Origin of the sequence: Teredinibacter franksiae, assembly GCF_014218805.1 — a bacterium.
Lineage (GTDB): Bacteria > Pseudomonadota > Gammaproteobacteria > Pseudomonadales > Cellvibrionaceae > Teredinibacter > Teredinibacter franksiae.
In genome coordinates this window covers 3,811,801-3,833,763 of record NZ_JACJUV010000001.1, presented here as the reverse complement: position 1 = coordinate 3,833,763, position 21,963 = coordinate 3,811,801, and the positions used below count along the sequence as shown (strand labels likewise).

Annotated in this window: 15 protein-coding genes, 1 pseudogene and 1 CRISPR repeat array; of the genes and pseudogenes, 7 read left to right on the top strand and 9 right to left on the bottom strand. The window is 45.0% G+C overall.

All coding sequences use genetic code 11. The annotated features are described in order from the left end of the window. Positions 1-489: 489 nt before the first annotated feature. Positions 490-684, bottom strand: coding sequence for a hypothetical protein (locus tag H5336_RS16110; RefSeq protein WP_185235266.1), 195 nt, complete (start codon positions 682-684; stop codon positions 490-492). Between the two features lie 1,311 nt (positions 685-1,995). Between H5336_RS16110 and H5336_RS16105 the strand changes: the two genes are divergently transcribed. Further along, a complete protein-coding gene (locus H5336_RS16105) occupies positions 1,996-2,364 on the top strand; it encodes a mannan-binding protein (RefSeq protein ID WP_185235265.1) in 369 nt (122 codons plus the stop codon). Positions 2,365-2,749: 385 nt separating this feature from the next. Further along, complete coding sequence (locus H5336_RS16100; protein WP_185235264.1) at positions 2,750-3,394, top strand: hypothetical protein; 645 nt, start codon at positions 2,750-2,752, stop codon at positions 3,392-3,394. A gap of 705 nt (positions 3,395-4,099) precedes the next feature. Here H5336_RS16100 and H5336_RS16095 read toward each other — a convergent pair. Continuing rightward, positions 4,100-5,227, bottom strand: a complete 1,128-nt coding sequence (locus H5336_RS16095; RefSeq protein WP_185235263.1) for a hypothetical protein — start codon at positions 5,225-5,227, stop codon at positions 4,100-4,102. A 417-nt stretch (positions 5,228-5,644) separates the two neighbouring features. On the opposite strand from H5336_RS16095, the pseudogene H5336_RS16090 reads away from it, so the two are divergent. Both H5336_RS16090 and H5336_RS23870 read left to right on the top strand, forming a co-directional pair. Then, positions 5,645-6,139, top strand: a pseudogene (locus H5336_RS16090) (hypothetical protein); the annotation flags it as partial. A 121-nt stretch (positions 6,140-6,260) separates the two neighbouring features. Continuing rightward, positions 6,261-6,383 carry a hypothetical protein gene (locus H5336_RS23870; protein WP_185235262.1) on the top strand — a complete coding sequence of 41 codons (123 nt, stop codon included), beginning with the start codon at positions 6,261-6,263 and terminating at the stop codon, positions 6,381-6,383. 427 nt (positions 6,384-6,810) lie between these two features. On the opposite strand, the gene H5336_RS16080 is transcribed toward H5336_RS23870, so the two are convergent. Beyond that, positions 6,811-7,476, bottom strand: coding sequence for a sigma-70 family RNA polymerase sigma factor (locus tag H5336_RS16080; RefSeq protein ID WP_185235261.1), 666 nt, complete (start codon positions 7,474-7,476; stop codon positions 6,811-6,813). Positions 7,477-7,559: 83 nt separating this feature from the next. Between H5336_RS16080 and H5336_RS16075 the strand changes: the two genes are divergently transcribed. Further along, entirely contained in the window at positions 7,560-8,360 is an 801-nt protein-coding gene (locus tag H5336_RS16075; RefSeq protein ID WP_185235260.1) for an arsenite methyltransferase, read from the top strand. Positions 8,361-8,620: 260 nt separating this feature from the next. After that, positions 8,621-12,908: direct repeats of the CRISPR family, unit length 28 nt; unit sequence TTTCTAAGCTGCCTGTGCGGCAGTGAAC. A 537-nt stretch (positions 12,909-13,445) separates the two neighbouring features. On the opposite strand, the gene cas6f is transcribed toward H5336_RS16075, so the two are convergent. From cas6f to H5336_RS16055, 4 genes are read right to left on the bottom strand one after another with little or no spacing between them, the layout of a single operon-like run. Next, a complete protein-coding gene (gene cas6f, locus H5336_RS16070) occupies positions 13,446-13,997 on the bottom strand; it encodes a type I-F CRISPR-associated endoribonuclease Cas6/Csy4 (RefSeq protein ID WP_185235259.1) in 552 nt (183 codons plus the stop codon). Positions 13,998-14,005: 8 nt separating this feature from the next. After that, positions 14,006-15,016, bottom strand: coding sequence for a type I-Fv CRISPR-associated protein Cas5fv (cas5fv, locus tag H5336_RS16065; RefSeq protein WP_185235258.1), 1,011 nt, complete (start codon positions 15,014-15,016; stop codon positions 14,006-14,008). An 11-nt stretch (positions 15,017-15,027) separates the two neighbouring features. Further along, positions 15,028-15,972: a type I-Fv CRISPR-associated protein Cas7fv gene (gene cas7fv, locus H5336_RS16060; protein WP_185235257.1), complete on the bottom strand. Its 945-nt coding sequence runs from the start codon at positions 15,970-15,972 to the stop codon at positions 15,028-15,030. A 3-nt stretch (positions 15,973-15,975) separates the two neighbouring features. Then, positions 15,976-18,930 (bottom strand): CRISPR-associated endonuclease Cas3'', encoded by a 2,955-nt coding sequence (locus H5336_RS16055; protein ID WP_185235256.1) that lies wholly within the window; start codon positions 18,928-18,930, stop codon positions 15,976-15,978. Positions 18,931-19,044: 114 nt separating this feature from the next. On the opposite strand from H5336_RS16055, the gene H5336_RS16050 reads away from it, so the two are divergent. Then, positions 19,045-19,245 carry a type II toxin-antitoxin system VapB family antitoxin gene (locus tag H5336_RS16050; RefSeq protein ID WP_185235255.1) on the top strand — a complete coding sequence of 67 codons (201 nt, stop codon included), beginning with the start codon at positions 19,045-19,047 and terminating at the stop codon, positions 19,243-19,245. Beyond that, positions 19,245-19,613: a type II toxin-antitoxin system VapC family toxin gene (locus H5336_RS16045; protein ID WP_185235254.1), complete on the top strand. Its 369-nt coding sequence runs from the start codon at positions 19,245-19,247 to the stop codon at positions 19,611-19,613. Before H5336_RS16050 ends, H5336_RS16045 begins: the two co-directional genes overlap by 1 nt. A gap of 13 nt (positions 19,614-19,626) precedes the next feature. On the opposite strand, the gene cas1f is transcribed toward H5336_RS16045, so the two are convergent. Both cas1f and H5336_RS16035 read right to left on the bottom strand, forming a co-directional pair. Continuing rightward, on the bottom strand, positions 19,627-20,589 hold the full coding sequence (gene cas1f, locus H5336_RS16040; RefSeq protein WP_185235253.1) for a type I-F CRISPR-associated endonuclease Cas1f: 963 nt from the start codon (positions 20,587-20,589) through the stop codon (positions 19,627-19,629). Between the two features lie 104 nt (positions 20,590-20,693). Then, positions 20,694-21,653 (bottom strand): helix-turn-helix transcriptional regulator, encoded by a 960-nt coding sequence (locus H5336_RS16035; protein WP_185235252.1) that lies wholly within the window; start codon positions 21,651-21,653, stop codon positions 20,694-20,696. Positions 21,654-21,963: the final 310 nt, after the last annotated feature.

Sequence of the window (21,963 nt, the reverse complement as noted above, 5' to 3'; positions counted from 1 at the left end):
AAAGAAGGTAAAACGTGAGATTTTATTGGTATCTATTATTATTGGATGTGCTCATCGGGCCAATGCATCGCACGTAGTACTCATGAAACCCACTTATTCTATCAAGGATTGGAGCTGCTCTGCCATTAAGGCCTCTCAAACGGAAGGTTTCCTACGTCGCAAAAAACGTGGTCTACACTAGCGAATTTTCAATTATACGAGAGATAGAATAAATGGCACCAGTTCAAGAATTCCATGGTGAAAGGAATAGCGCTAATTGTTACGGTATTTCAGGGGTTGTTTATAGTGGGTAACCATTCGCACCGCCTCCCCTAGAAAGTGAATTTTGGGTGCCATTACTCAACAATCATTGCCAACGGAACTACCTTATAAAAGGTTGAAGCGGTCCGCCCTCAATGTACCGCAGGTTATCGGATGGCGCCATTCATTATAAAAATAGCGTTACCAATCTACTTATTGCATTTTTGATAGTGTTGGTCCGGCATAGGATTACTTCATTCCGGCAAAACCGTTGCTATTTTTTTGCGCAACCATTCCTGGGTAGATAGCAAATCGCTTAAGCGTGTCTTCTCCTAGCTTATCACTAGTAATCAGTTTTTTGTTTACAACGTTGTTACGCAACACATAACTCTTCCATACTCTTGCGTTTTGTTTTACCTCGTTTGAATGAATATGGTGCGCCAAATCATTTTCCTGTAGGCCAGAGCGTGTACTATGGCCGCTATCTTTTTAAATTCAATACCGCCATGTTCAGCTTTCGGTGAAACCCAGAAGGCGGAATACTGATAACACATTGATTTTAAACTATAACGCATCTAAGCTTTCTTTGGATTCCACAAAAGTGGTCTTTAGTACTTACCTGAATACGATGTAATGCACGCGCACCGGAAACAACAATTTCTCTTTGTGCGGACGCATGGGGAGAAACCAACTCCCAGTTAATACTGGCTTGGACTCGGTCTTACTTTTTCCTACGCCTCCAAATTTGCCTAACCGTACCCAATCATCGGAAACCCTTGCTGTCTATTTAAAAGAATTGAAACCCGGTTACTAGGGCTTAGGATTTCACGCCAATAGATTACTTTCATCGCAACAAAAAACGCACCTTGTACCCTTTCACCCCCGCCCCGGATAGTAGAGCGTGGTTTGGGTTGCGAGGTAATTTATGTATCGGATCCGTTATATCGCAATCGAGATTGGCAAATCGTAAAACAATGCAGCTCCAGCTCATCGAGTAACCAAGTACCACTTGTGTTCAGTGTTCTACGCGAATTTGAGTGTGTTTATTCTGGTGGACTATTATCGTGGTTAGCACACCACTGCTTTAGCGAGCACGGGTCGCCGCAATGGAAGCTCAAGTGTGGGTTTCGCCAAAACCACCATTTTTCGGAAAAAAACCGCTAATGCGGGCTATCTATCCCATAGTAAGCGGGTGATGAAACCATGACGCGGCGGACTCTTGTATATAAGATGATAGGGGTTGGCGGCACTTGTATAAAAGAGGCCAAATAGTGACGGTACAACGTGTGTACCTAGGTGAGGCATTCTGTATGCACGTATGCGCCTAGCCTACCCTGTAATGGCTATCTATAGGGCCTACGATGGCGTAGCTGGTTGAGATATTCAGCTATTGTTAAGCCTAGCGCCGGTATTGTGATACACAAATGAAAGCGAAAATGAACAAATTGAGGTCATAGTTGTGCGAGACCAAACAAAGCCGATAAATAGAGCATTCGACTCTAAACTTGCAAAACGCGCTACACTTTCGGAGTTTCACAGGCAATCCAAAGCGCGTGTAGTAGCAACGGACTCGACTACACTTGTACTTGTTGATCCACCCCTTTAAATAACTGATTATCGAAATCGTATACAGTTGCTTTTAGGCACAAGCCTTTTCAGCGAAGAACCAGAAAGCGAGCACTTATAGTGAATAGTCTGCGACAACAAAGTGAGTATTCTCAACCAAGCACCCTACTACCGAGAGGTTATTTTTGAATGAATTTTATTTTTAGAATTTTGCTCCCTGCAACCATTACCCTTGCCATAAGCGGCAATGCGTTAGCTGTCGACATTAATGCTGGGCCCATTTGGAGCAACAGTGATGCGCAGTCCAAGTGCCCCGCAGTGTGCTCCGGCTTAACCTGGAACGGTCAATGGGTAACGACAAAAGCGGGGAAAATGTCCGCTTGTGGTACTACGGCTGGTGCGGACATTCCCGTTGGTCCTATTTGGAACAATAACGACGCAAAAAGAAAGTGCCCAACCCGGTTAGCCAAAGTGACTTGGAGTGGCAACTGGGCAACTACAGAGCCAGGAAAAATGTCTGTCTGTGGATGTACTCCACCCGCCTCCGTTAATAAATGACAACAATGTTTGAAAGATATTCAGAAATCTATCGACTTTATCACTAGAAAAATTGTGAACATTTGGTGACACTCACAGTAAATAATCAGGTAAAACGGTGAGCAAGGTTAGACAAAATAAATCAATTCACCTGAATACAGTATTCGGGTGAATTGACCTTTATACCACAGTCCTTGCGGGCCTATAATCATGAAAACCATTTCCATCAACAGAAAAAAATGGCGTTTTTTCCGCACTAAAAATAGACTGGAACGTCGATCATCAAGGTATAAAAGCTGACATTTCATGATTTGTCGCTTTAGAGCGCCTACCGAAAACTGCCATAGTAGAACTGGTTTTATCGCCCACCTTCTATGTTCCCCCAAAAAATCAGTAGAGAACCCCTATGAAATCAACAAAAACAGGACTTGCTGTTCTGGCAGCCGTAATTACATGTGCCTGCCAAAAAGAACAACCGATCTCTGATGTGAATGCAACCAAGCCTGTTGCCGAAAAACTGAAAGCTGTCACCATACCATATAATTCCAACACCGAACCCAGCGCACAATTACCAGAATCACCAGTAGCACACCTTTGTCGTACAGGCGAAAACGTGTATCTCACTGCAAGAATGAAAAATGCTAATGTTAGCCCTAAAGACGGAACCGCATATAAACTGGAGGCCACCCCAAAATTGGTATCACTTTGCTTACGAATGGATAACAGTGCACTAATTTATCGATATGGCACTACGAATACTATTGAGCTGGAGAATATGGCGACCCAAGAAAAACCATTCAAAAATTTTCAGAAGCAGACAGGTCGAGTCCATGAAAATTACTTTTCGTTTAGTCGAGACAACTATCACTATTTTGTTATTGAATCAGGTGGTATGGGGCGTGGAGTGTCACTTCACATTTACGAGGGTAATACAAAAATCGTAACCCAATTTTCGGGACTCATTATGGACGAAGATTTTCATCAAACTTACATCAGTATTCCAGATAATCTATTGATCAATTCTGGATCGCCCATGACTCATAATGAATAGGTCCTAGGGCCGCTAAATTTTCAGATATATTTTGACGCCATTGTAAGCATTTTTAATTCGACAAGATACCACCGAGCATTACAATCTATAAAGTCTTTTAATGAATGGGCCATGTATCGCCCCCGCGAAAGCAATAGATGGGCTCAGAAGCCACACTCCATCTTTCATTGGCTTCTGAGCCCTACAGTCATGTACCTCTAGTTGAGCACACCCCGCGTTTCTCCGTGGCTTTGATACGCCGACCGGACAAAATAGTTGTCGTAGAACACTCGAATAGGCTTGCTGATTATTCGCTTCCTGCCCGATAAGATTTTCAGCTTAAAGGTGCGCAACCAAATCGCCTTGGTTTTGCATTTTTAGAAAAGTATTTCATGCACCGTTTACTGTGGTATACAGCCACGGCGTGGATGTCATTTTAAATGTCCTCGTTAGAGGCTTTGGAGAGCAAGGGTGAGCAAAGCAAGTGAGTAGAAACTGGCGTCACAATGAATAGCAAATCCTATAGCGGCAGCAGGTTACTATTGTTGGCTTCACTTTTTTCTGGCGCACCTGTTTATACACAACAAAGGAATACCAAAAGACACGATGCCGAGATCAAACAGCTACATTCGCCCTAAACCAAACATTGAAATAGAAAAACCCCAGCCATTGCTGCCCGGGGCTTCTTGCATTTATCAATAAGCTAAAACTGACCACAACAAAGCGTTAGTGCGTGTACGGGCGGTGCTTTAGTTCAGACTTTAAGGGAGTAGGATGAGCCCCTTGCGGCGAAAATTCCCATTCTGCCTGCTCGCAGGCCTTATCAAATACTTTTAAAGACTCTTTTACATAGCCGAAGTAGCCCCTTTGCTCCTGCATCTCGAGTTCAATTAATTTAATAGTGTGATATTGGCTTTCGGGTAAATCTCCCTTTTTAACCAACTTATTTATCAGCATAATCTTATCTTTTTCGCCAACATAAGCGCCATTAAAATTCACTTCCGTTTTTAGATCCATCAACCCATATTTGTCCGTTGGGTACTCGCCAATCCATTGATAATTTATCGGACGAGCGACATATATTTTGTCGACAGATTTTAGTTCACTGAGCATCACCCCACGGTAATAAGCGCCATCTATCGCTCGTAGCTTGCCCGGCCTGCCGTACTCATACAACCACAACCCCTCACGCACGGCATTGGCCGTAATAGGCAAATAAACAGTGTTCACTCTCTGCTCTTTACCCGCACCATAATCAACACCAATTAGGGTTCTAGCCAGCTCATTGCAATACACAATTTCGATACCCCGCTTTGGATCATAACAGTTGAAACAAAGGCCTATTTCGTCATTGGTTAGAAATGTATTTGCAATATCATCAAAAAAAATGTCTGGAAACGTCGAAACTAGTGTTCGCGAAGGGAGTACTTTAAACAAATCGGTATGAAGAGGCACAATATTAGCATTGCCTTCGGATAGATCTCGAAGGTATTTAACGATCGCACTGGACCAGTTGTCGAAAAAGTCCAAGGCCATTTCATGAGGATAAACAGGACGAAATTTGTTTTCTTTCCCACTTAACCCCATTTTGAATAGCTCGATCCATGCCAATACCGATTGATTTAGAGGCTTGTCATCGCGGGTATATTCTTTTCTCAATGCATCTTCTGGTATATCGCCACATAAAGCCTTGAGATATTTGTAAACCCAGTAAATTTGGCCAGAAGTACAGGTGATTAGCTTAGGCGTGACATGATGTTTTAAGGCAGCACTCAAGAAGCCAGCCCCATGAGCGTTATTCCCTGCCAAACCACCCAAAGCAAAACCGACCACGCTTCCAAGATGCTCTTTCATTGCAGTATCCTCCACAAAAATGTCGGCAATCCTTCAATTGCCAGGGTAACGAGAATAAAAACAAGCTCTAACTTATTGACACGTTACACACGACTCTTAGTAAATGTACGGTGTGTAAAATTACACAAGCGCAGGCATATTTACTTGTCTGAATACACGTTTATCTTGCGCTTTTGTTTTTCAACGTCTACCTTATTGGGCGACTAAAAAAACTTGCAAGTCATTTGAACGACATTTTTTGATGATTTCTTGATAAAGATAAAGCGTGGGGAAAATCTGTCAATGGGTTTCATTTCGGTAGGTACTATCAACCTTAACAGTGAAGCCCTCTCCACCAGAGGTCTGCATTCCGTCTACAACTCTTCCGATGCCAAACCTAGTTGCGTCTAGAATTAACGGATCAGCCCCGATACCCTACTGGTATTTTCACTCGGATATCCTTACTCGGGCACCTACACTACCACTTGCCGTCAATGGGTTGAAGACCGTATTCTGTTCCTAGGAGAAGTCTTCTGTATTGATGTCTGTGCCTATTCCGTAATAAGCAACCACCACCATGTGGTGCTACACATCAATATGGCTGAAGCCCAAAGCCTAACGGACCTAGAAGTATGCGAACGCTGGCACAAGCTTTACAAGGGCACCCTCTTAACTCAGAAGTTTGCAAAAAGTGAACCGCTCGACGAGGCCCAATGGCTTGCTGTTAAAGAAAAGCTGGATCAATGGCGGCTTGAACTGGCCAATATCAGCCGCTGGATGTGGGCCTTAAACGAGCCCATTGCCCGTATGGCAAACGCCGAAGATCAATGTACAGGACGCTTCTGGACAGGTTTTTGCTCCTGCAAAACCTGCATTTCCAACATCCATGTTGGTCAGCGCCGGTTTAAATCACAAGCGTTGCTCGATGAAAAAGGCTAAGCAAACATGAATAAATTTTTTGTGCATTTTGATGGTTCTCCAAATCGTTATTTTTATGGCTCCATAGGTACACTTTCATTTTTAAAAAATACACTAAATACAAGAAGCAACTTGGATGGAACACTATTCTGAGAGGCTAAGAAGCGAGATTTCAAACTACAAACAGGTGGGGGCTTTTTATCACCAACCGGGCCAAATAAAAACCGATACATGCAGGCTTTGGCGGAAAAGGCCATAAAACTGATGTGCGTACACCCATCTAGCGGAGAAATCGCCGTTTTTCACGTTAATGCTTTGGTAAACCACCAGTACGCCTTACCGTGGAGACCACTCCCGGTAGGTAAACCCTGTGAATGCATAAACAGGGTTTATTTGCAGGAATAGAGGGTTGGCTGCTATCGATAACGCTACTATCAAAACTCTTATCGGCCACTCAAAAAACAGATGACGACGACCAAAAAAACCTAGCCTACAAATCTACTAACTATTCCGCTGTACTTTTTCTCAAACTGCCTGCTCTATTTATACCCTGTCCTATTTTTCGCGAAATTTCACGAAGCATCGCGTTTGATAATTTTGGTCAATGTACAGCTAGGGGTGCTGGTAACCAGAGGCGTGGGGGAAATATTCAGACGCATGGACCGTTCACGCATAATTTTATGGCGTTAGCGCTCCTTGCACCCGCAAGCCTCTCGTTTGTAAAAATCACTCACCAGGCCATTTTCTATTGAAATATGACAGCAGTCCATCAGCTGCTGTTTTAGTAATTTCCTTCCCCTCGAAGCGCGGCTTTTGATTGCTGAAACGGAAACTCCCTCGGTGTTCGCCAATTCCTGTTGTTTTTTACCTTGAAGGTCCAATGCACGAAGGGTGTTGCGATAATGATCGGGTAATTGCTCGATCATGGGACTAAGGCAAGAGGAAAGTTCCTGATGGCGGTCCAGATCGTCGCCAAGTTGTTCGGGTATAGTGTCATCCAATGTTTCGTGAGATTTACGTGCTCGATAATAGTCCGCAAGGGTGGTACGTGTTGCCACCTGCAGCCAGCCGTAGTGGTTGTCAATGGTTTGGCCCTTATAAAGTGATTCCAGGGCCTTAAGTAATACATCTTGTAGCACATCGTCTACCTGACTGTCTTGCGGCAAGCGTTTACGTAGGTAGCCACGCAGTCGGTCTTCTGTGCGTTTAAAGGCTTCGGCTAGATCGTCACAAGCATTGGTCATAGGTGTAAATTTTCTCTGGTTCTCAATTGCCGGGCTTTTTTCTCGACCCACAAAGGTATAGACGTAAAAGCCGCCGCTTGGTCGCATATTATTTTTCAGTTGTGTCATTTCCCGTAAACACTGCGTCTTTTTCGCTATAACTGCGTCTTTAAGAGTGTAACCAATGTAAACACACTTTTTAGGAAACGATTATGACTCAAGTAGCCAACGATACAATTCGCCAATCGGTTCGCGAACTTTACGGAAAAATTGCCGAAGGTGAGCTGGCCGGTTGTTGTACTTCAAAGAACGCCTGCTGCGGTAATACCGCCACTACTGCGAAAGCACGTTCCGTAGAAATCGGTTATTCCGATGACGAAGTAAACCGGGTACCCGAAGATTCCAATCTAGGCCTGGGTTGCGGCAACCCCAGAGCCATCGCTTCTTTAAGGGCCGGCGAAACAGTGCTGGACCTGGGCGCCGGCGCTGGATTCGATAGTTTTCTTGCAGTTGAAGAAGTGGGTGAAACCGGCAAGGTAATTGGGGTGGATATGACTCCATCGATGATCAGCAAGGCCCGTGCCATCGCCGAAGAGGCCGGTCAAGCGAATGTGGAATTTCGTTTGGGCGAAATCGAAAACCTACCCGTGGCAGATGCTTCTGTAGACGTTATTATCTCCAACTGTGTAATCAACCTTTCCCCAGAAAAAACCAAGGTGTTTGACGAAGCCTACCGCGTACTCAAGCCTGGTGGCCGCCTGGCGATATCGGACATCGTTACTAGCGCAGAAATACCTCAGTATCTGAAAGATGATATGGCTCTTTATGCCGACTGTACAACCGGCGCATCCACCGTTAAAGCGATTGAGCTAATGCTTAAAGAGGCCGGGTTTTTGGATGTTGTCATAAAACCCAAGGATGAAAGTAAGGAGTACATTAGTGACTGGATGGAGGGTAGCCGTTTGGCGGATTGTGTGCTTTCGGCCACTATAGAGGCGATTAAGCCTGTTTAGGCATTATGTGATTCTCTCCCAAGCCACAGGTAACACTGTGGCCCTAACAACACCAAAAACACTTAAACCCAGCAAATACTACTGTGTATTATCACAGCATGAAAAACCTCAAGGAACGAGCTATGCCCCGCTCAGGGAAGCAATCGATATCCCTAGAAGCCACAAATCAAGTAGTTTGAGCATAGGTGGTGCACTTTTTTGAAGATGGGTGCCTGTGCAGCAGTGAACTGTTAGTGGGTCAGGGCGTTGATTTTGGTGATTTTCTAAGCTGCCTGTGCGGCAGTGAACTTGCCAAACGGCGATTATTGCGCGATTTTAGGTTTCTAAGCTGCCTGTGCGGCAGTGAACACTCCGAAAGATTGATTTTCGCGTGTGGATATTTTCTAAGCTGCCTGTGCGGCAGTGAACATACAAAAACGGTCGAGTGTAGCCGCGTCAATTTTCTAAGCTGCCTGTGCGGCAGTGAACATAAACGTGTCCCCGACCACGCTTCTACCTGCTTTCTAAGCTGCCTGTGCGGCAGTGAACACCCGCTCCGGGTCAGTGGCGTCCCGTCCTGGTTTCTAAGCTGCCTGTGCGGCAGTGAACTCTTCATTTATACGCACTAAAATGCAGTTTTCTTTCTAAGCTGCCTGTGCGGCAGTGAACGACATCCAGCTAGGCGAGTATGCACTGGTTGATTTCTAAGCTGCCTGTGCGGCAGTGAACACTCCGAAAGATTGATTTTCGCGTGCGGGTACTTTCTAAGCTGCCTGTGCGGCAGTGAACTTTTTTGGAGAAGGACAATGATGACATTAACATTTCTAAGCTGCCTGTGCGGCAGTGAACCATCAATCGATACGAATTCAATACTCGCGTTATTTCTAAGCTGCCTGTGCGGCAGTGAACCCGTCTACAATCGTGGATGCTGCGCCCGTTGCTTTCTAAGCTGCCTGTGCGGCAGTGAACTTTGGTATCACACTCGGCACGATGGGGTTCAATTTCTAAGCTGCCTGTGCGGCAGTGAACTGCTGTTGCATTACCGCCATCACCGTCACCTATTTCTAAGCTGCCTGTGCGGCAGTGAACATTTTTTCCATAGTTTCGTCCCATTTTCCTGCTTTCTAAGCTGCCTGTGCGGCAGTGAACTTTTTTTAAAAGTGGTCGATCATTCCGGGTACTTTCTAAGCTGCCTGTGCGGCAGTGAACAACGTTAAGACCGTACAGGCCACAGGCATAACTTTCTAAGCTGCCTGTGCGGCAGTGAACCAATATCGATCTGACTAGACGATCTGTAACTATTTCTAAGCTGCCTGTGCGGCAGTGAACGAAATGGTTATTCAGGACGATCTAACCGGGCTTTTCTAAGCTGCCTGTGCGGCAGTGAACCGGACTGGCGCGCGAATTAGCGCCAAGTGCGTTTTCTAAGCTGCCTGTGCGGCAGTGAACAAAATGTATCGAGATACATGTTATCCATGATGTTTCTAAGCTGCCTGTGCGGCAGTGAACATCAAGCTTTTGATATGCTTCAGTATGAGGAATTTATAAGCTGCCTGTGCGGCAGTGAACGCGCTATTTCCTAACGAGGTATTCGAACCACTTTTCTAAGCTGCCTGTGCGGCAGTGAACTCAAATCGGGATGGGCAGTAACAACGCTCGCATTTCTAAGCTGCCTGTGCGGCAGTGAACGGGCAAAAATACTTTCACCACTTACGGCTTTTTTTCTAAGCTGCCTGTGCGGCAGTGAACGCAAAAACTTCGTTTGGCGGCCAGATTGAAAATTTCTAAGCTGCCTGTGCGGCAGTGAACGTAATGCAACCGGGGCAACAGTAACTTTTATCTTTCTAAGCTGCCTGTGCGGCAGTGAACTGAGCCTCGCATACGATCTAAAAGACGGGAAATTTCTAAGCTGCCTGTGCGGCAGTGAACAACTTCCAAGGCAAGCGGCAATGGCGGCATATTTTCTAAGCTGCCTGTGCGGCAGTGAACGCATATAAACGCCCCCCGCGCTGCCACGTAGTTTTCTAAGCTGCCTGTGCGGCAGTGAACCGCCACGTATCGGGCCCTGTCGTACAACTCAATTTCTAAGCTGCCTGTGCGGCAGTGAACCTGATGAATGCTATCAAGGCGAAGGCCAACGATTTCTAAGCTGCCTGTGCGGCAGTGAACTATTTCAGCCGGCTGTACGGCTGGTTAAATAATTTCTAAGCTGCCTGTGCGGCAGTGAACCCATCACCTTTCTTTAGTTAATTTAATCCATATTTCTAAGCTGCCTGTGCGGCAGTGAACATGTTTTCATGTTACCAACTCCGTGAAAGTGTTTTCTAAGCTGCCTGTGCGGCAGTGAACGATTCGCTGAACCGCGCATACTTACTGTATCTTTTCTAAGCTGCCTGTGCGGCAGTGAACCAAGTGAAAATCCACAAGTCCAGCCAACAAAATTTCTAAGCTGCCTGTGCGGCAGTGAACTGGGGCCGTAGCCCCCTCCGTTATCGCTGGTTTTTCTAAGCTGCCTGTGCGGCAGTGAACCTAAGCACATATTCAACAGGAGCTAGTTATATTTTCTAAGCTGCCTGTGCGGCAGTGAACGCGTGGGAGATTATAAGAACGTCCCGAAAAGATTTCTAAGCTGCCTGTGCGGCAGTGAACTCACTCACAACTACGGCCGCGCGTCTTTCTGCTTTCTAAGCTGCCTGTGCGGCAGTGAACAGCCACAGCCAATAAAAATGGGCTTGTATAGCTTTCTAAGCTGCCTGTGCGGCAGTGAACGCTGCATCTATGCTTAAATCATGCCAAGACAATTTCTAAGCTGCCTGTGCGGCAGTGAACGCTTCGTACCCTTTGACAAACTCAGGGCAATTTTTCTAAGCTGCCTGTGCGGCAGTGAACAGGAGGGCTGGATTGTTGAATGCTGGCATTGCTTTCTAAGCTGCCTGTGCGGCAGTGAACGAGGTTTATCTTGAGGGTTTTTACCCTACTGATTTCTAAGCTGCCTGTGCGGCAGTGAACCAGAAGTAGCTAAGGGAGAGGAGATGTGGATATTTCTAAGCTGCCTGTGCGGCAGTGAACCAGTGGGCGCGACAGTATCTATTGGAGCTGATTTTCTAAGCTGCCTGTGCGGCAGTGAACAAACGCTGACTCCTCCTGGTCTGCTGAGTTCTTTTCTAAGCTGCCTGTGCGGCAGTGAACGTTGCGTTGATATTCTGTGTTGCGTTGATTCTTTTCTAAGCTGCCTGTGCGGCAGTGAACATATCGTCTTTTGTCCGTTAGCGTTATATGTATTTCTAAGCTGCCTGTGCGGCAGTGAACTTTACGGAGAACGTCCCCTCCGCAACGTGGAATTTCTAAGCTGCCTGTGCGGCAGTGAACTACATTATTAATTTGATAGAAAACGATTATTTTTTCTAAGCTGCCTGTGCGGCAGTGAACTGTTAATACTCGCTACCACGCGGCGGGGGACTTTTCTAAGCTGCCTGTGCGGCAGTGAACATGCAAGACCTAAAGTCGTATATTTTAGACCCTTTCTAAGCTGCCTGTGCGGCAGTGAACTGCTGCGCACTCACTCATACCCGAATAGCTAATTTCTAAGCTGCCTGTGCGGCAGTGAACGTGATGGCAGCTATTACCAGTCAATTTCGAGCTTTCTAAGCTGCCTGTGCGGCAGTGAACGTTATGCTTAAAGGCCGAGCCGTACATGTGGTTTTCTAAGCTGCCTGTGCGGCAGTGAACATCGGTCTGTATAGTAGCGCTTAATTTCTTTTTTTCTAAGCTGCCTGTGCGGCAGTGAACGCAGCCTTGGCGATTACTTTGGCTTACCTACTTTTCTAAGCTGCCTGTGCGGCAGTGAACTTGCTATACCACGCGGTTATGGGCTTGTAGCATTTCTAAGCTGCCTGTGCGGCAGTGAACTTTTGCCTGAGCGCCTACCAGCCGGAACAAGATTTCTAAGCTGCCTGTGCGGCAGTGAACTATCCAAGCAAAGAGTCTCGGTAATTATAAGATTTCTAAGCTGCCTGTGCGGCAGTGAACGCGTTGATTTATCGGGCAATGGATTACTTCGATTTCTAAGCTGCCTGTGCGGCAGTGAACGAGCTTGATTTTTTGGCTTTGCTTGCCATATTTTTCTAAGCTGCCTGTGCGGCAGTGAACATGGTATGACGGTTACCCCGGGGTCAACCGATTTTCTAAGCTGCCTGTGCGGCAGTGAACGTTATCATTAATAGCTCGGTTGGAACGGTAACTTTCTAAGCTGCCTGTGCGGCAGTGAACGTCAGATACGGCTGTTGATGGGACTGTATATATTTCTAAGCTGCCTGTGCGGCAGTGAACTCCTATTCAATGTGCCATTCTCAAACAGCAATTTTCTAAGCTGCCTGTGCGGCAGTGAACTATTGAAGAGCTTATTTCGCGCGGCTGACAAATTTCTAAGCTGCCTGTGCGGCAGTGAACTGGATGGTTTCGATAAAACAAACAGCCCCTTCTTTCTAAGCTGCCTGTGCGGCAGTGAACCTTGCGACTGTTCGTCATATCTTGATTAAAGATTTCTAAGCTGCCTGTGCGGCAGTGAACTACAAGTTTAATCCAAAAAAGTAAGTTACAACAAACACTTACGGTAAAAAACGCCGTTTTACCTATACTTTTCCGTGTTCGTGTAACTTATTGATTTATAAACGCTTTTTTAAAGAGCACTTTTTATTGGTGTTATACCTAAAAATTTGACTCGCACGCGACTTACCGCTATTTGAGCCCCAACGGGCTCTATAGTCTTATCGCATCGGTCAAATAAACGGAAGCTACCTCTGCTCCCATGGCAAATGAACAGAGATCTCCCGTTTCAGTATCGTTATAGTGCAACCAGGCTCTACTTTTGCCCTGTAGCTCGGCTTATCAAGCCTTTCTTCCTGCGAAATACATACAAGATAGTTATCGGTCGCGGCAAGCTTGATATAGCTATGGAGGTATTTAAACGTAGCATTGAGCAGAAATCCCCTGAGGAGGGTAACGCCCATTTCTGAATTTGCACCAGAGCAAGCTAGATGAACAACTATAAAAAATTGAATAGGAAAAAAACCCGCAGCTAGTAGCGTACGGGTATTTAGGCAAATACTAAAACCAAGGGACAGTAGCTGTTTTTGAAAGGCCGAAGAAGTCAAACACCCCTTCCACTGGCGTATCCTGCAATTCGCCGAATTCGATATAACGGCGATGCCTATTGCCATTGGATGCACTCACCAATTCCACGTAAGGGTTATCCAAGCCACTTGCAAACATTTTTGCGCGATAGGCTTTCGCTTCCATCTCAGTAATCGAGCCACGCTTGAGTATGCGTTTGAGCTTGGATTCACTCATATTGGATTGTTTACGGGACACTGTTCGGTGCTTGGTGTTTATGGGCACCTGCTGAAGTTTAGAAATAGTGACGTTATCGCTCGAGCGTCCCAACCATTTTCCATCAGCAATTTTATTGAGAGAAGAATGATTAGAATGTAGACGTAAAATACTTCCCAATGTAACTCTGTAGCCCGGAAAACTCACGCCTATATCGTTGACCTTAAGTTCCCAGAGAAATTGGTGAAATTTTGTGTAGGCTTCGTTTAGCACCCAGTTTGACGGTTTCTCCGAGTCTGGTTTTAAGGTAATGTCTATGTAGGTATCCATTTTAACTCCTAGATCCGCATATCTGAAATATAGGCAAGGCCTTTTTTACCAAGATAGAAGCTTGATACGCCGGCGTATTCGATATCACTCTGTAATTTTTTCGCCTGCTCTCGATCAATATCTATATTTATTACAAGCTTTCCACTGGCCTTTGTTAACAATTGCCTAGATCGCCCTTCGCCTTTTACGAAATTTTCGCGCATATACGGGTTCCCCCATATTTTTTTCTTGTCGCCAGTGGTATATCTGTTCATAAAATCCTTTTTTGTAAATCCATTATTTGAAACTCCACTTAACCCACCAGACTTTGTTTTGGCAGTATCCATATTGTAGGCACCACCCAAACGGTCAAGCTGCAAATACAGCGAGGAACAATATAAGCTTATCGGTAGCACTTCTCCTTTATTATTTAGGCCTTTGAACTTCTCGAACGACTCAGACAAAACCTTATGGGCCGTAAAAACGTGACTCTCGTTTAGTACAGATTTCATTTTATGAATCTCTTCTAGACGGTCAATAATAACTAGTGGATTCAACTCAATAGTTTTATTAAATTTCGACCCATTGGTAATAAATAGGCATAGCTCTTGAAAATCCATTGCGAGAATCGACCAGAATTCACGAGAATAGTCAGAAGTGAATATAGGGTCATGATTATTAACCATACCAGTATACGAATTCTGATCGGTGCTACCGGAAATATTGCGAATGAAGACAATTTCACTATTGATGTATTCTGGTTTGTCTTCAAATTTAATCTTCGATTCAACATACCGAAAATAATAGTTATTACTTGATCGGGCCTGGTATAGTTTCCTTTGGTCTCCCACCAATCTATTCAAAATACCCATAACCGTATCAACCGTAACATGCCTGCTAATATAGTTTTCAGCATTCTTCAATTTGGTCATTGAGCCGATAAATTTTCTCCCCTCTTTCGGCAAAGCCTCATTATTACTGGTCGCGGGGTCGAGAAAGGAATTTCGCCATGAGGCTTCATATTCTATTGTAATTCTCATCGAACACCCCCCTACTTCGCATAGAAATAGACAGCATAATCATTAGCTTTTTCTTCCGAAATTGAACCTTTATCGCTTTTTATACGCATCATTCGGCTACTATCATTGTAATCGACAACAACCTCATCGACATACATATAGGATTTTGCTTGACGGATCGATAAATTGCCAATTCGGTCAAGCATATGCTGAATCAAAACTTGGATCGCGTCGTCATTGAGAAGGATGCCAACTTCACCTTCTTCAAATATAGTACCCTTGCGTATATAGTTCGGGTGAAATAGAGCCTCAGCTTGAAACTGAGGATTCAACGACTGAATAAACTGTGTCACTGCTCGAGCGACTTCTTCACCTTGACCTTCCTTAATTTCTATTGCTTCGCGGTCAAATTTCTTATCTAAAGAAATGAATTGTAACTGCTCAATACTAATAGACCCGAACGATTTGTATTCCGTATCCCCGAAGGTGGTTTTTGAGTAAAATGATGAACTATCCCTTTCTCCAGCTTGACCGAACTGCTCAAAATTTCCATTTCCAAGCTGATCTACAAAATCCTCCATTAACAACGGACTTGTTCGCTTGTTTTGAGTGGCAGGAACTACGTAACCACGTACCAAACCGGTAATAGAAGCTAATACCTTTTGCAAATTAGATTTCTTAGCGTAATGTATGTCGAATGCTTGTTCCCTAAAAAGGTGATGGCGAATACAGTTTTGACTTATATAAAGAGGGGTTTCTTTAAAATTAATGTCCGTTGGTTCCTTTCGGTATTTATATCCAGTTTCCTTTACTCTTCCAGATAAATTGGAGTACCCACGCAATTTCGGTAAAGTATGATTATCTACCGTGTTGCCATTTTCCTGTGCGAGATTGGTTGGTCCATTCCAGTTAACAACACCATGCCCTTTCGCAGTAATTTTGAAATCTACGCTTTTAATACCTGTTACTTTTTCCACAATTTAGTCCTTTTGGTTATTGAATTGCTTAATTGAAATTGCGCCGATAGGCTGTTTATCACATATCCCATAGTAAATAGCTTCGCTATGGCGAGCAGCCTCTCCACCCACAGCCAACAAATCATTAGGGGTATAACTTAAAAACACGGGAAACTCTGCGTCTACTGCTTCGTTCAATAGAACAAAATCTTTATATGATTTTTTACCACCCATTATGTTGTGATGTTTTTTGTGCATGTGGGCCAGTAGATTTTTCGAACTATCACCATAACCCTGAATCAGTTCGGACGAGGAAGTAAGGTTGTCTACGGTATCTGACTCGGAAATGGGTATTCTGTAAGCATATTCTTCCAAAAACGACACATCAGGAAACCCGCCTAAATCGCACACTGCCATCTGCACAAATCGGCTATCACCCCGCATTGAGATTTTGCTAATTTTTGCGCGTTGATTATGGGCCTTTTTACTCCTAGCAATCACCTTTGGTTCTGATGCTTTATTTGCAATTACTTCTACACTTTTTTTCATGGCGGCGACTAGATCTTCAGCAATACATTTTTGTGATGTTAGATTTTCGTAAAAATCCCTGTAAATTGAATAGATCTCGGGAAGCGTCAATACTTTTTCGCCTTCATCCGTTGCCTCTAGTAAAAACTCATGCCAGGCTAATGCGGATGAGAGAATATTGGTCGAACTCATGAACCGAGCGACACGCCCGGTTCTCTTCTTGTTTTTTAGCGTATCCGGAATGGCGATAATATATTTATTTACACCATCAAGATTGGAGCCAAAACGATCCAAACGACCCAGTCGCTGCAGGTTGTTCTCCGCATTACAAACCTCAGACACCATCTGTTTACTGGTAATATTGAGAGATGCCTGAACAATGGGGCCACTTCTCAGCACGTCATATTGCTTCGCTCCGCTACGACAAAATGATTCGTATACGCTTTCAAACAACTCCCTCTTGTCGCTCTTTTTATATTTCGAATGCAGTAAAACTGCATTTTCTGAATGTTGATTCTGGACAAAACTCTTTTGTGCTGTGATCGCTGTATTGCTAATTACAAATGTCCCGCTTTCCACTGGCTGATAAAGGGGATTTCTCTCATCATGCTTATTTTCGTCGTAAGTGAAAAATTGAAATTGATATTTACATGGATTAAAGGATGGCATTTCCACTACGTCATAGTGTTTATCTAACTCTAACAGTTCATCTAGGTAGAGATAGTGTGGTGTTGCCGAAACCAAAAGTGCATTGCACCCACCCGCCAACTCGTTCCGAGAAGCCACCAACTCCGCAAACAACAGACTAAATGCAGGCATGTTGATATATTCATGAAATTCGTCGAATACGATATGAGCACCGAGGTAATTCAGTAAACTATCAGCCTTGGTATGGCTAATTACTGTATTCAATAGTTGATCTATAGTTGTGATAACTATATCGCCACTAAAATAATCACTTTCGTCTGTTTCTTTGTCATACGTATTTACACACTTAAATTCACCCGTGTGCAGCTCAATTGTTGCATTGGGTAAGTAGGGCGTATCCGAATTGCTCAATTCTGCAAACAGACCTTGGCAAATTTGTACACGTGGACACACCCATAATATTTGTTTGGCTCCGCGAAGTTTTGCCCACTCCAATGCTATTTTTGTTTTACCACAACCGGCAGCCCCAGCTAGAACACCAACCCTGTCGGAGTTACCTGACAATTTTTGCGCCGTTTCGGATTGCATATCACCGCGTTTATCGCGAGGAAAGGTGCGCAAACAGTCGGCGATGTGTGACTCCAAATTTGAATCCGGAATTAATCCATTCTGTTCTGCTTTTTCTGTTAGAAGATCGTCAAGTGCTTTATGTTTAATCGCGCTTGCCAAGTCATTGGCCGATAAGCTTGAAACCCACCTATCCGCGGTAATCAGACATGCTCTTAATTGATTGTTAACGGCATTGCTACGTGTTTGATATCTATAGTCGTCCAACTGTTCACATGGCCGATACTCTTTGTAATCTGGTACTTGAAGGCTTTCAACATCCCAAATTTTTTCTGGGTCTACTGAGAAGAGCACACTACGACTCAGCATGCTTTCCGTCGTGTCGCGGTATTCCGAATCAAGCTCACAAACTTTTTCGATTAGCTCCGTCGATTTTTCAACCACACACGTCCATGCCTTACCCTTTACATTTTTGTCGAGTGTTCTGTAGATATCTCCAACAGTTTCGAACCCACCTTTAGGGCGAAATGGTTTGGCATGGTGCCAAAAAATTGCGTGCTTTATACGCTTTTTATTTTCCCCGTTGACTGATTTAATAGCACTATCATCAAGTAATGCATAGAGTGCCAGCGATATCTCATTGTGCCGAGGGTGCTTTTCAAAGTTAAATTTAGCTTCTTCAATATGCTGCCCGTCTTCAGCGATAAACGATTTATTTTTGTCCTTTACTGCCCACGCCTGGAATTCAGGATCTATTTTTCCAATATCATGAAGGCAACCCGCAATAAGCATTGTCGTCGCCCTTACTTTATCGTTTGGGTAGTACCGTAAATAGAGCTGCTCTGCGATATACCCCACCGCGAATAAGTGGTGATCCAAACGCTGTAAGTGAGTATTGGCGTACAGCATCCCTTTTATTGGTTTTTCTCTAACAATATCCATTGGAACCTCTTTTTCAGTTGTATTCACCGGCACTCGCCCCTCAATATCAAACTTCCTTTTATTCCCCACCACCCACAAAAACTGACTTCTAGACCGCGAACGCACCCAATGGCAGCTCACGGCTGTATTTTTAGAGGCTGTTCTGCGCAACATCTTTTTTACTGTGAGCAGGCCATCATCGGTTATTACCGTTTGCCAGGTGTTATCGCCAATGCGGTTGGCGAATGCGTCTAGTACTCGGCGGGTTTTACTCAGGGCTTTCTTTTCGCATTGAGAGATGAAGGTGACCATCATGACGCCAGCTCCCCCTCGCCGAACAGGCAGCAAGCCAGCCCACAAAACGTAGGCTGGCTTTTTACGTTATTAGGCATACAATGATGCCTAATATGATGCCTTAGGGGCTTAACCATGCGAACCACGCTGAATATCGACGACGAGCTGTACGCCAAAGCCGTACAGTTAACCGGTGTTAAGGAAAAAACCGCCCTTATGCGGGAAGGGTTAAAAGCGCTGATTGCCCGTGAAAGCGCGCTGCGCTTGGCGCAACTGGGGGGCTGTGAGCCTACGTTATCGCTAACACCTCGCCGCCGCTCTGAGCCCGCTGAGTAATGGTACTGGTGGACACTTCCGTATGGGTGGACCATTTTCGCCAAGGTGATCACCGCCTTGGCCAGTTGTTGCAGCAGGGGTTGGTGAGTATTCACCCTATGGTTATAGGTGAGCTGGCCTGTGGTCATATGCACAACCGTGCGCAGGTGCTTGAGTTACTTCGCAACCTGCCCTCTACTGCAACGGCCAGTGAAGAAGAAACCCTGTATTTTCTGGAAAAACATAACCTTATGGGTAAGGGGGTTGGCTGGGTCGATATGCATTTACTGGCGGGCTGTACGCTTACCCCAAACTGCCAACTGTGGGCCCGTGACAAACGCTTACACAGTATTGCCTTGGCACTACAGCTGGCGTTTTTGGAAAACTGATCCTTTTTACCATTCATATTCCCTGCTCCTCACTACCACCCAACGCAATGGCCTTCACTTGGTCAAACATGCAATCCAGCGCTTTATGGTTGGTAAAGCTTTGCAGTATTTGCTGGCGGAACTCCTGCTCTGTGGCGTTTTCCTTTGCGCACACAAACGCCCAGGGCAGTACGATTGCGTCTTTTATTAGGTCGGCCACGTCAAACACTAAAGCACCCCTGCGTGTTTTACCGTGCATAACGGCAAAGCCGTGGGGTATGCCCAGTACCCAGAGTGCGGTTGCGGCAAGGCCGTAGGCTAGGTAGTTACCGTGGTTTAAAAAGGCATTGGCTTTGTCGGTACCGTCTCGTTCGCGGCTAAAATCGGCGAAGTCGGTTCTTTGGGCTACGTATTTGTAAAGGGTTTTAGTGAGCTGAGCTTCGGTAAGTAATAATTCGCTAGAGGTTTGGGCGCGCTCAGTTCGCACCTTAAATACATCCAATGCGTTTTGCACATCGATGTCTTGCACATTCAGGCCTTCACTTTTCAGGTCTTTGTCTTTGGCCCAGGTGGTAAGTAGGTAATTTATTCTTGCTTGCTGCAGGTGTTTTGCTGCGGCCAACCGCTTGCTGTCGTCAAACCAAAAGCTCACCCAGCCTTGTAAGTATTGCGTGGGACGGTATTCACTTTGAGCGGTCATCCATTCAATTTCGCAGCCCATATAAAGCGGTGAGCCACCCCCGCCACAAAAACCAAGTAGCACGCCCGCCTGCGAAAGCATTCTCACCGCCGCTTGGGTAATGGATGTGCCCGTGCCCAGCATTACGACAGTGGTATTGGCTATGGGGATATTCCAGTACTGGTTTTCTTGCTTGGCTTCTTTTAAATAGAGTACCCGGCCATCTTTTTGCATTACGCGGCAATGCTCTAGGTAATAGAGGTTTGCCCTTTTCGAATGAAGGATGGCTTTTAAATCTGATGGCGAGAAATCTTCCATTTATCTGGCCCCAATAGGTTAATTACACCTAGCTTACATGCCCACTACAGCAAAACATAAACTGGCGATATATCCAGTGATTTACGTCAAACCCACTTTACTCATCAATAGTATTGCAGCGCGCCCTTTAATTTATCTTTTACACGCCCTTTTAAGGCCGCAGGCGCCAAAACTTCTACGTTATTGCCGTATTTGAGTATTTCCATTACCAATTCAGCATCGTGGCTGTAGGGTATAGTTAATAGGTAATTTTTATTTTTCCATTCACCCTCTTGTTCTGGGTGCCACTGCTGGCTGGCAATTTCTCGGGCAACTTCCGGATAAAAGCGAAGTTTGGCTGTGTGTTTGGCTTTGCCCGCAAACAGGCCAAAGCTGCTGGCAAAGTGCTCTGCCAGTTGCTGTTCGGGAATAGCTTTGGCTTTTTGCTTTTCTTTTTCTAGCCTTTCTATTCGCGAAATGGAGAAGGTGCGCAGTTCGTTGCGTAAATGGCACCAGGCATCTAGATGCCAGTTTTCGCGGTAGTACACTAGCGTTTGAGGACTAAGGGTACGAGTGGTTTTTTTGTTGTGGTAATCGCGATACACAATAGTGAGTTGTTTTCGCTGAATAAGGGCATCGGCTACTGCCGTGTAAATATGATGATTTGTATGGCGCTTGGCCATGGGTAAATATTTTATGCGCTGTGTTATTTCTGCAGAATTAATGCCGCGCGCACCTATTAGCTTGTGGATGCTTTTTTCTACTACGCTCAACTCGCTATTTAGCACCCCTTCGCTCATATTTTCTATTAGGTGTAGCAGCGCGGTTAGTGATTGTAATTCTTCCGCCGTAAGCCACAAGCCGGGTAGCTCGAAGCTTTTTAATAATGTTGATTCGTAATACCAACCATTGTGCTCTTTGCTGTATTCAAGCGGCGCCTGCCAATAGTCTCGCAATTGGTTTATGAGTCTTTTTGCAGTGCCTTCGGAGCATTCGAGCTTGGTGGCTATCTCATTTATAGGAATAGGTCTTTTTCGTGAGCGGAATAAACGATGCAGTTGTTGGAAGCGGTCGAATTTATCCATTAGATGATTGCCGTTGATTAAGTGAACCTATTCAGTATATACACTTATATCGGTTTCACCCGCGGTATAACGGTGGCAAAAGGCACATTGAATTATTTTGGTATTTTGAGCACAGAGGCTTTGCTCTAGCCTACCTACGGGGCTATAGGTTTGCGCACACTGTTTCGATACTAGACTACCGCGTTCATGGGAGTGACTGAATCGGAGGTGCGTAAGGGTTTTAACATTATCCCGAACCCCTGCACATAGTAGCGAGCATGATTCGAATTTAACTTTGAAGAATGCATCGCCGCTCTCGACCATGACGTGC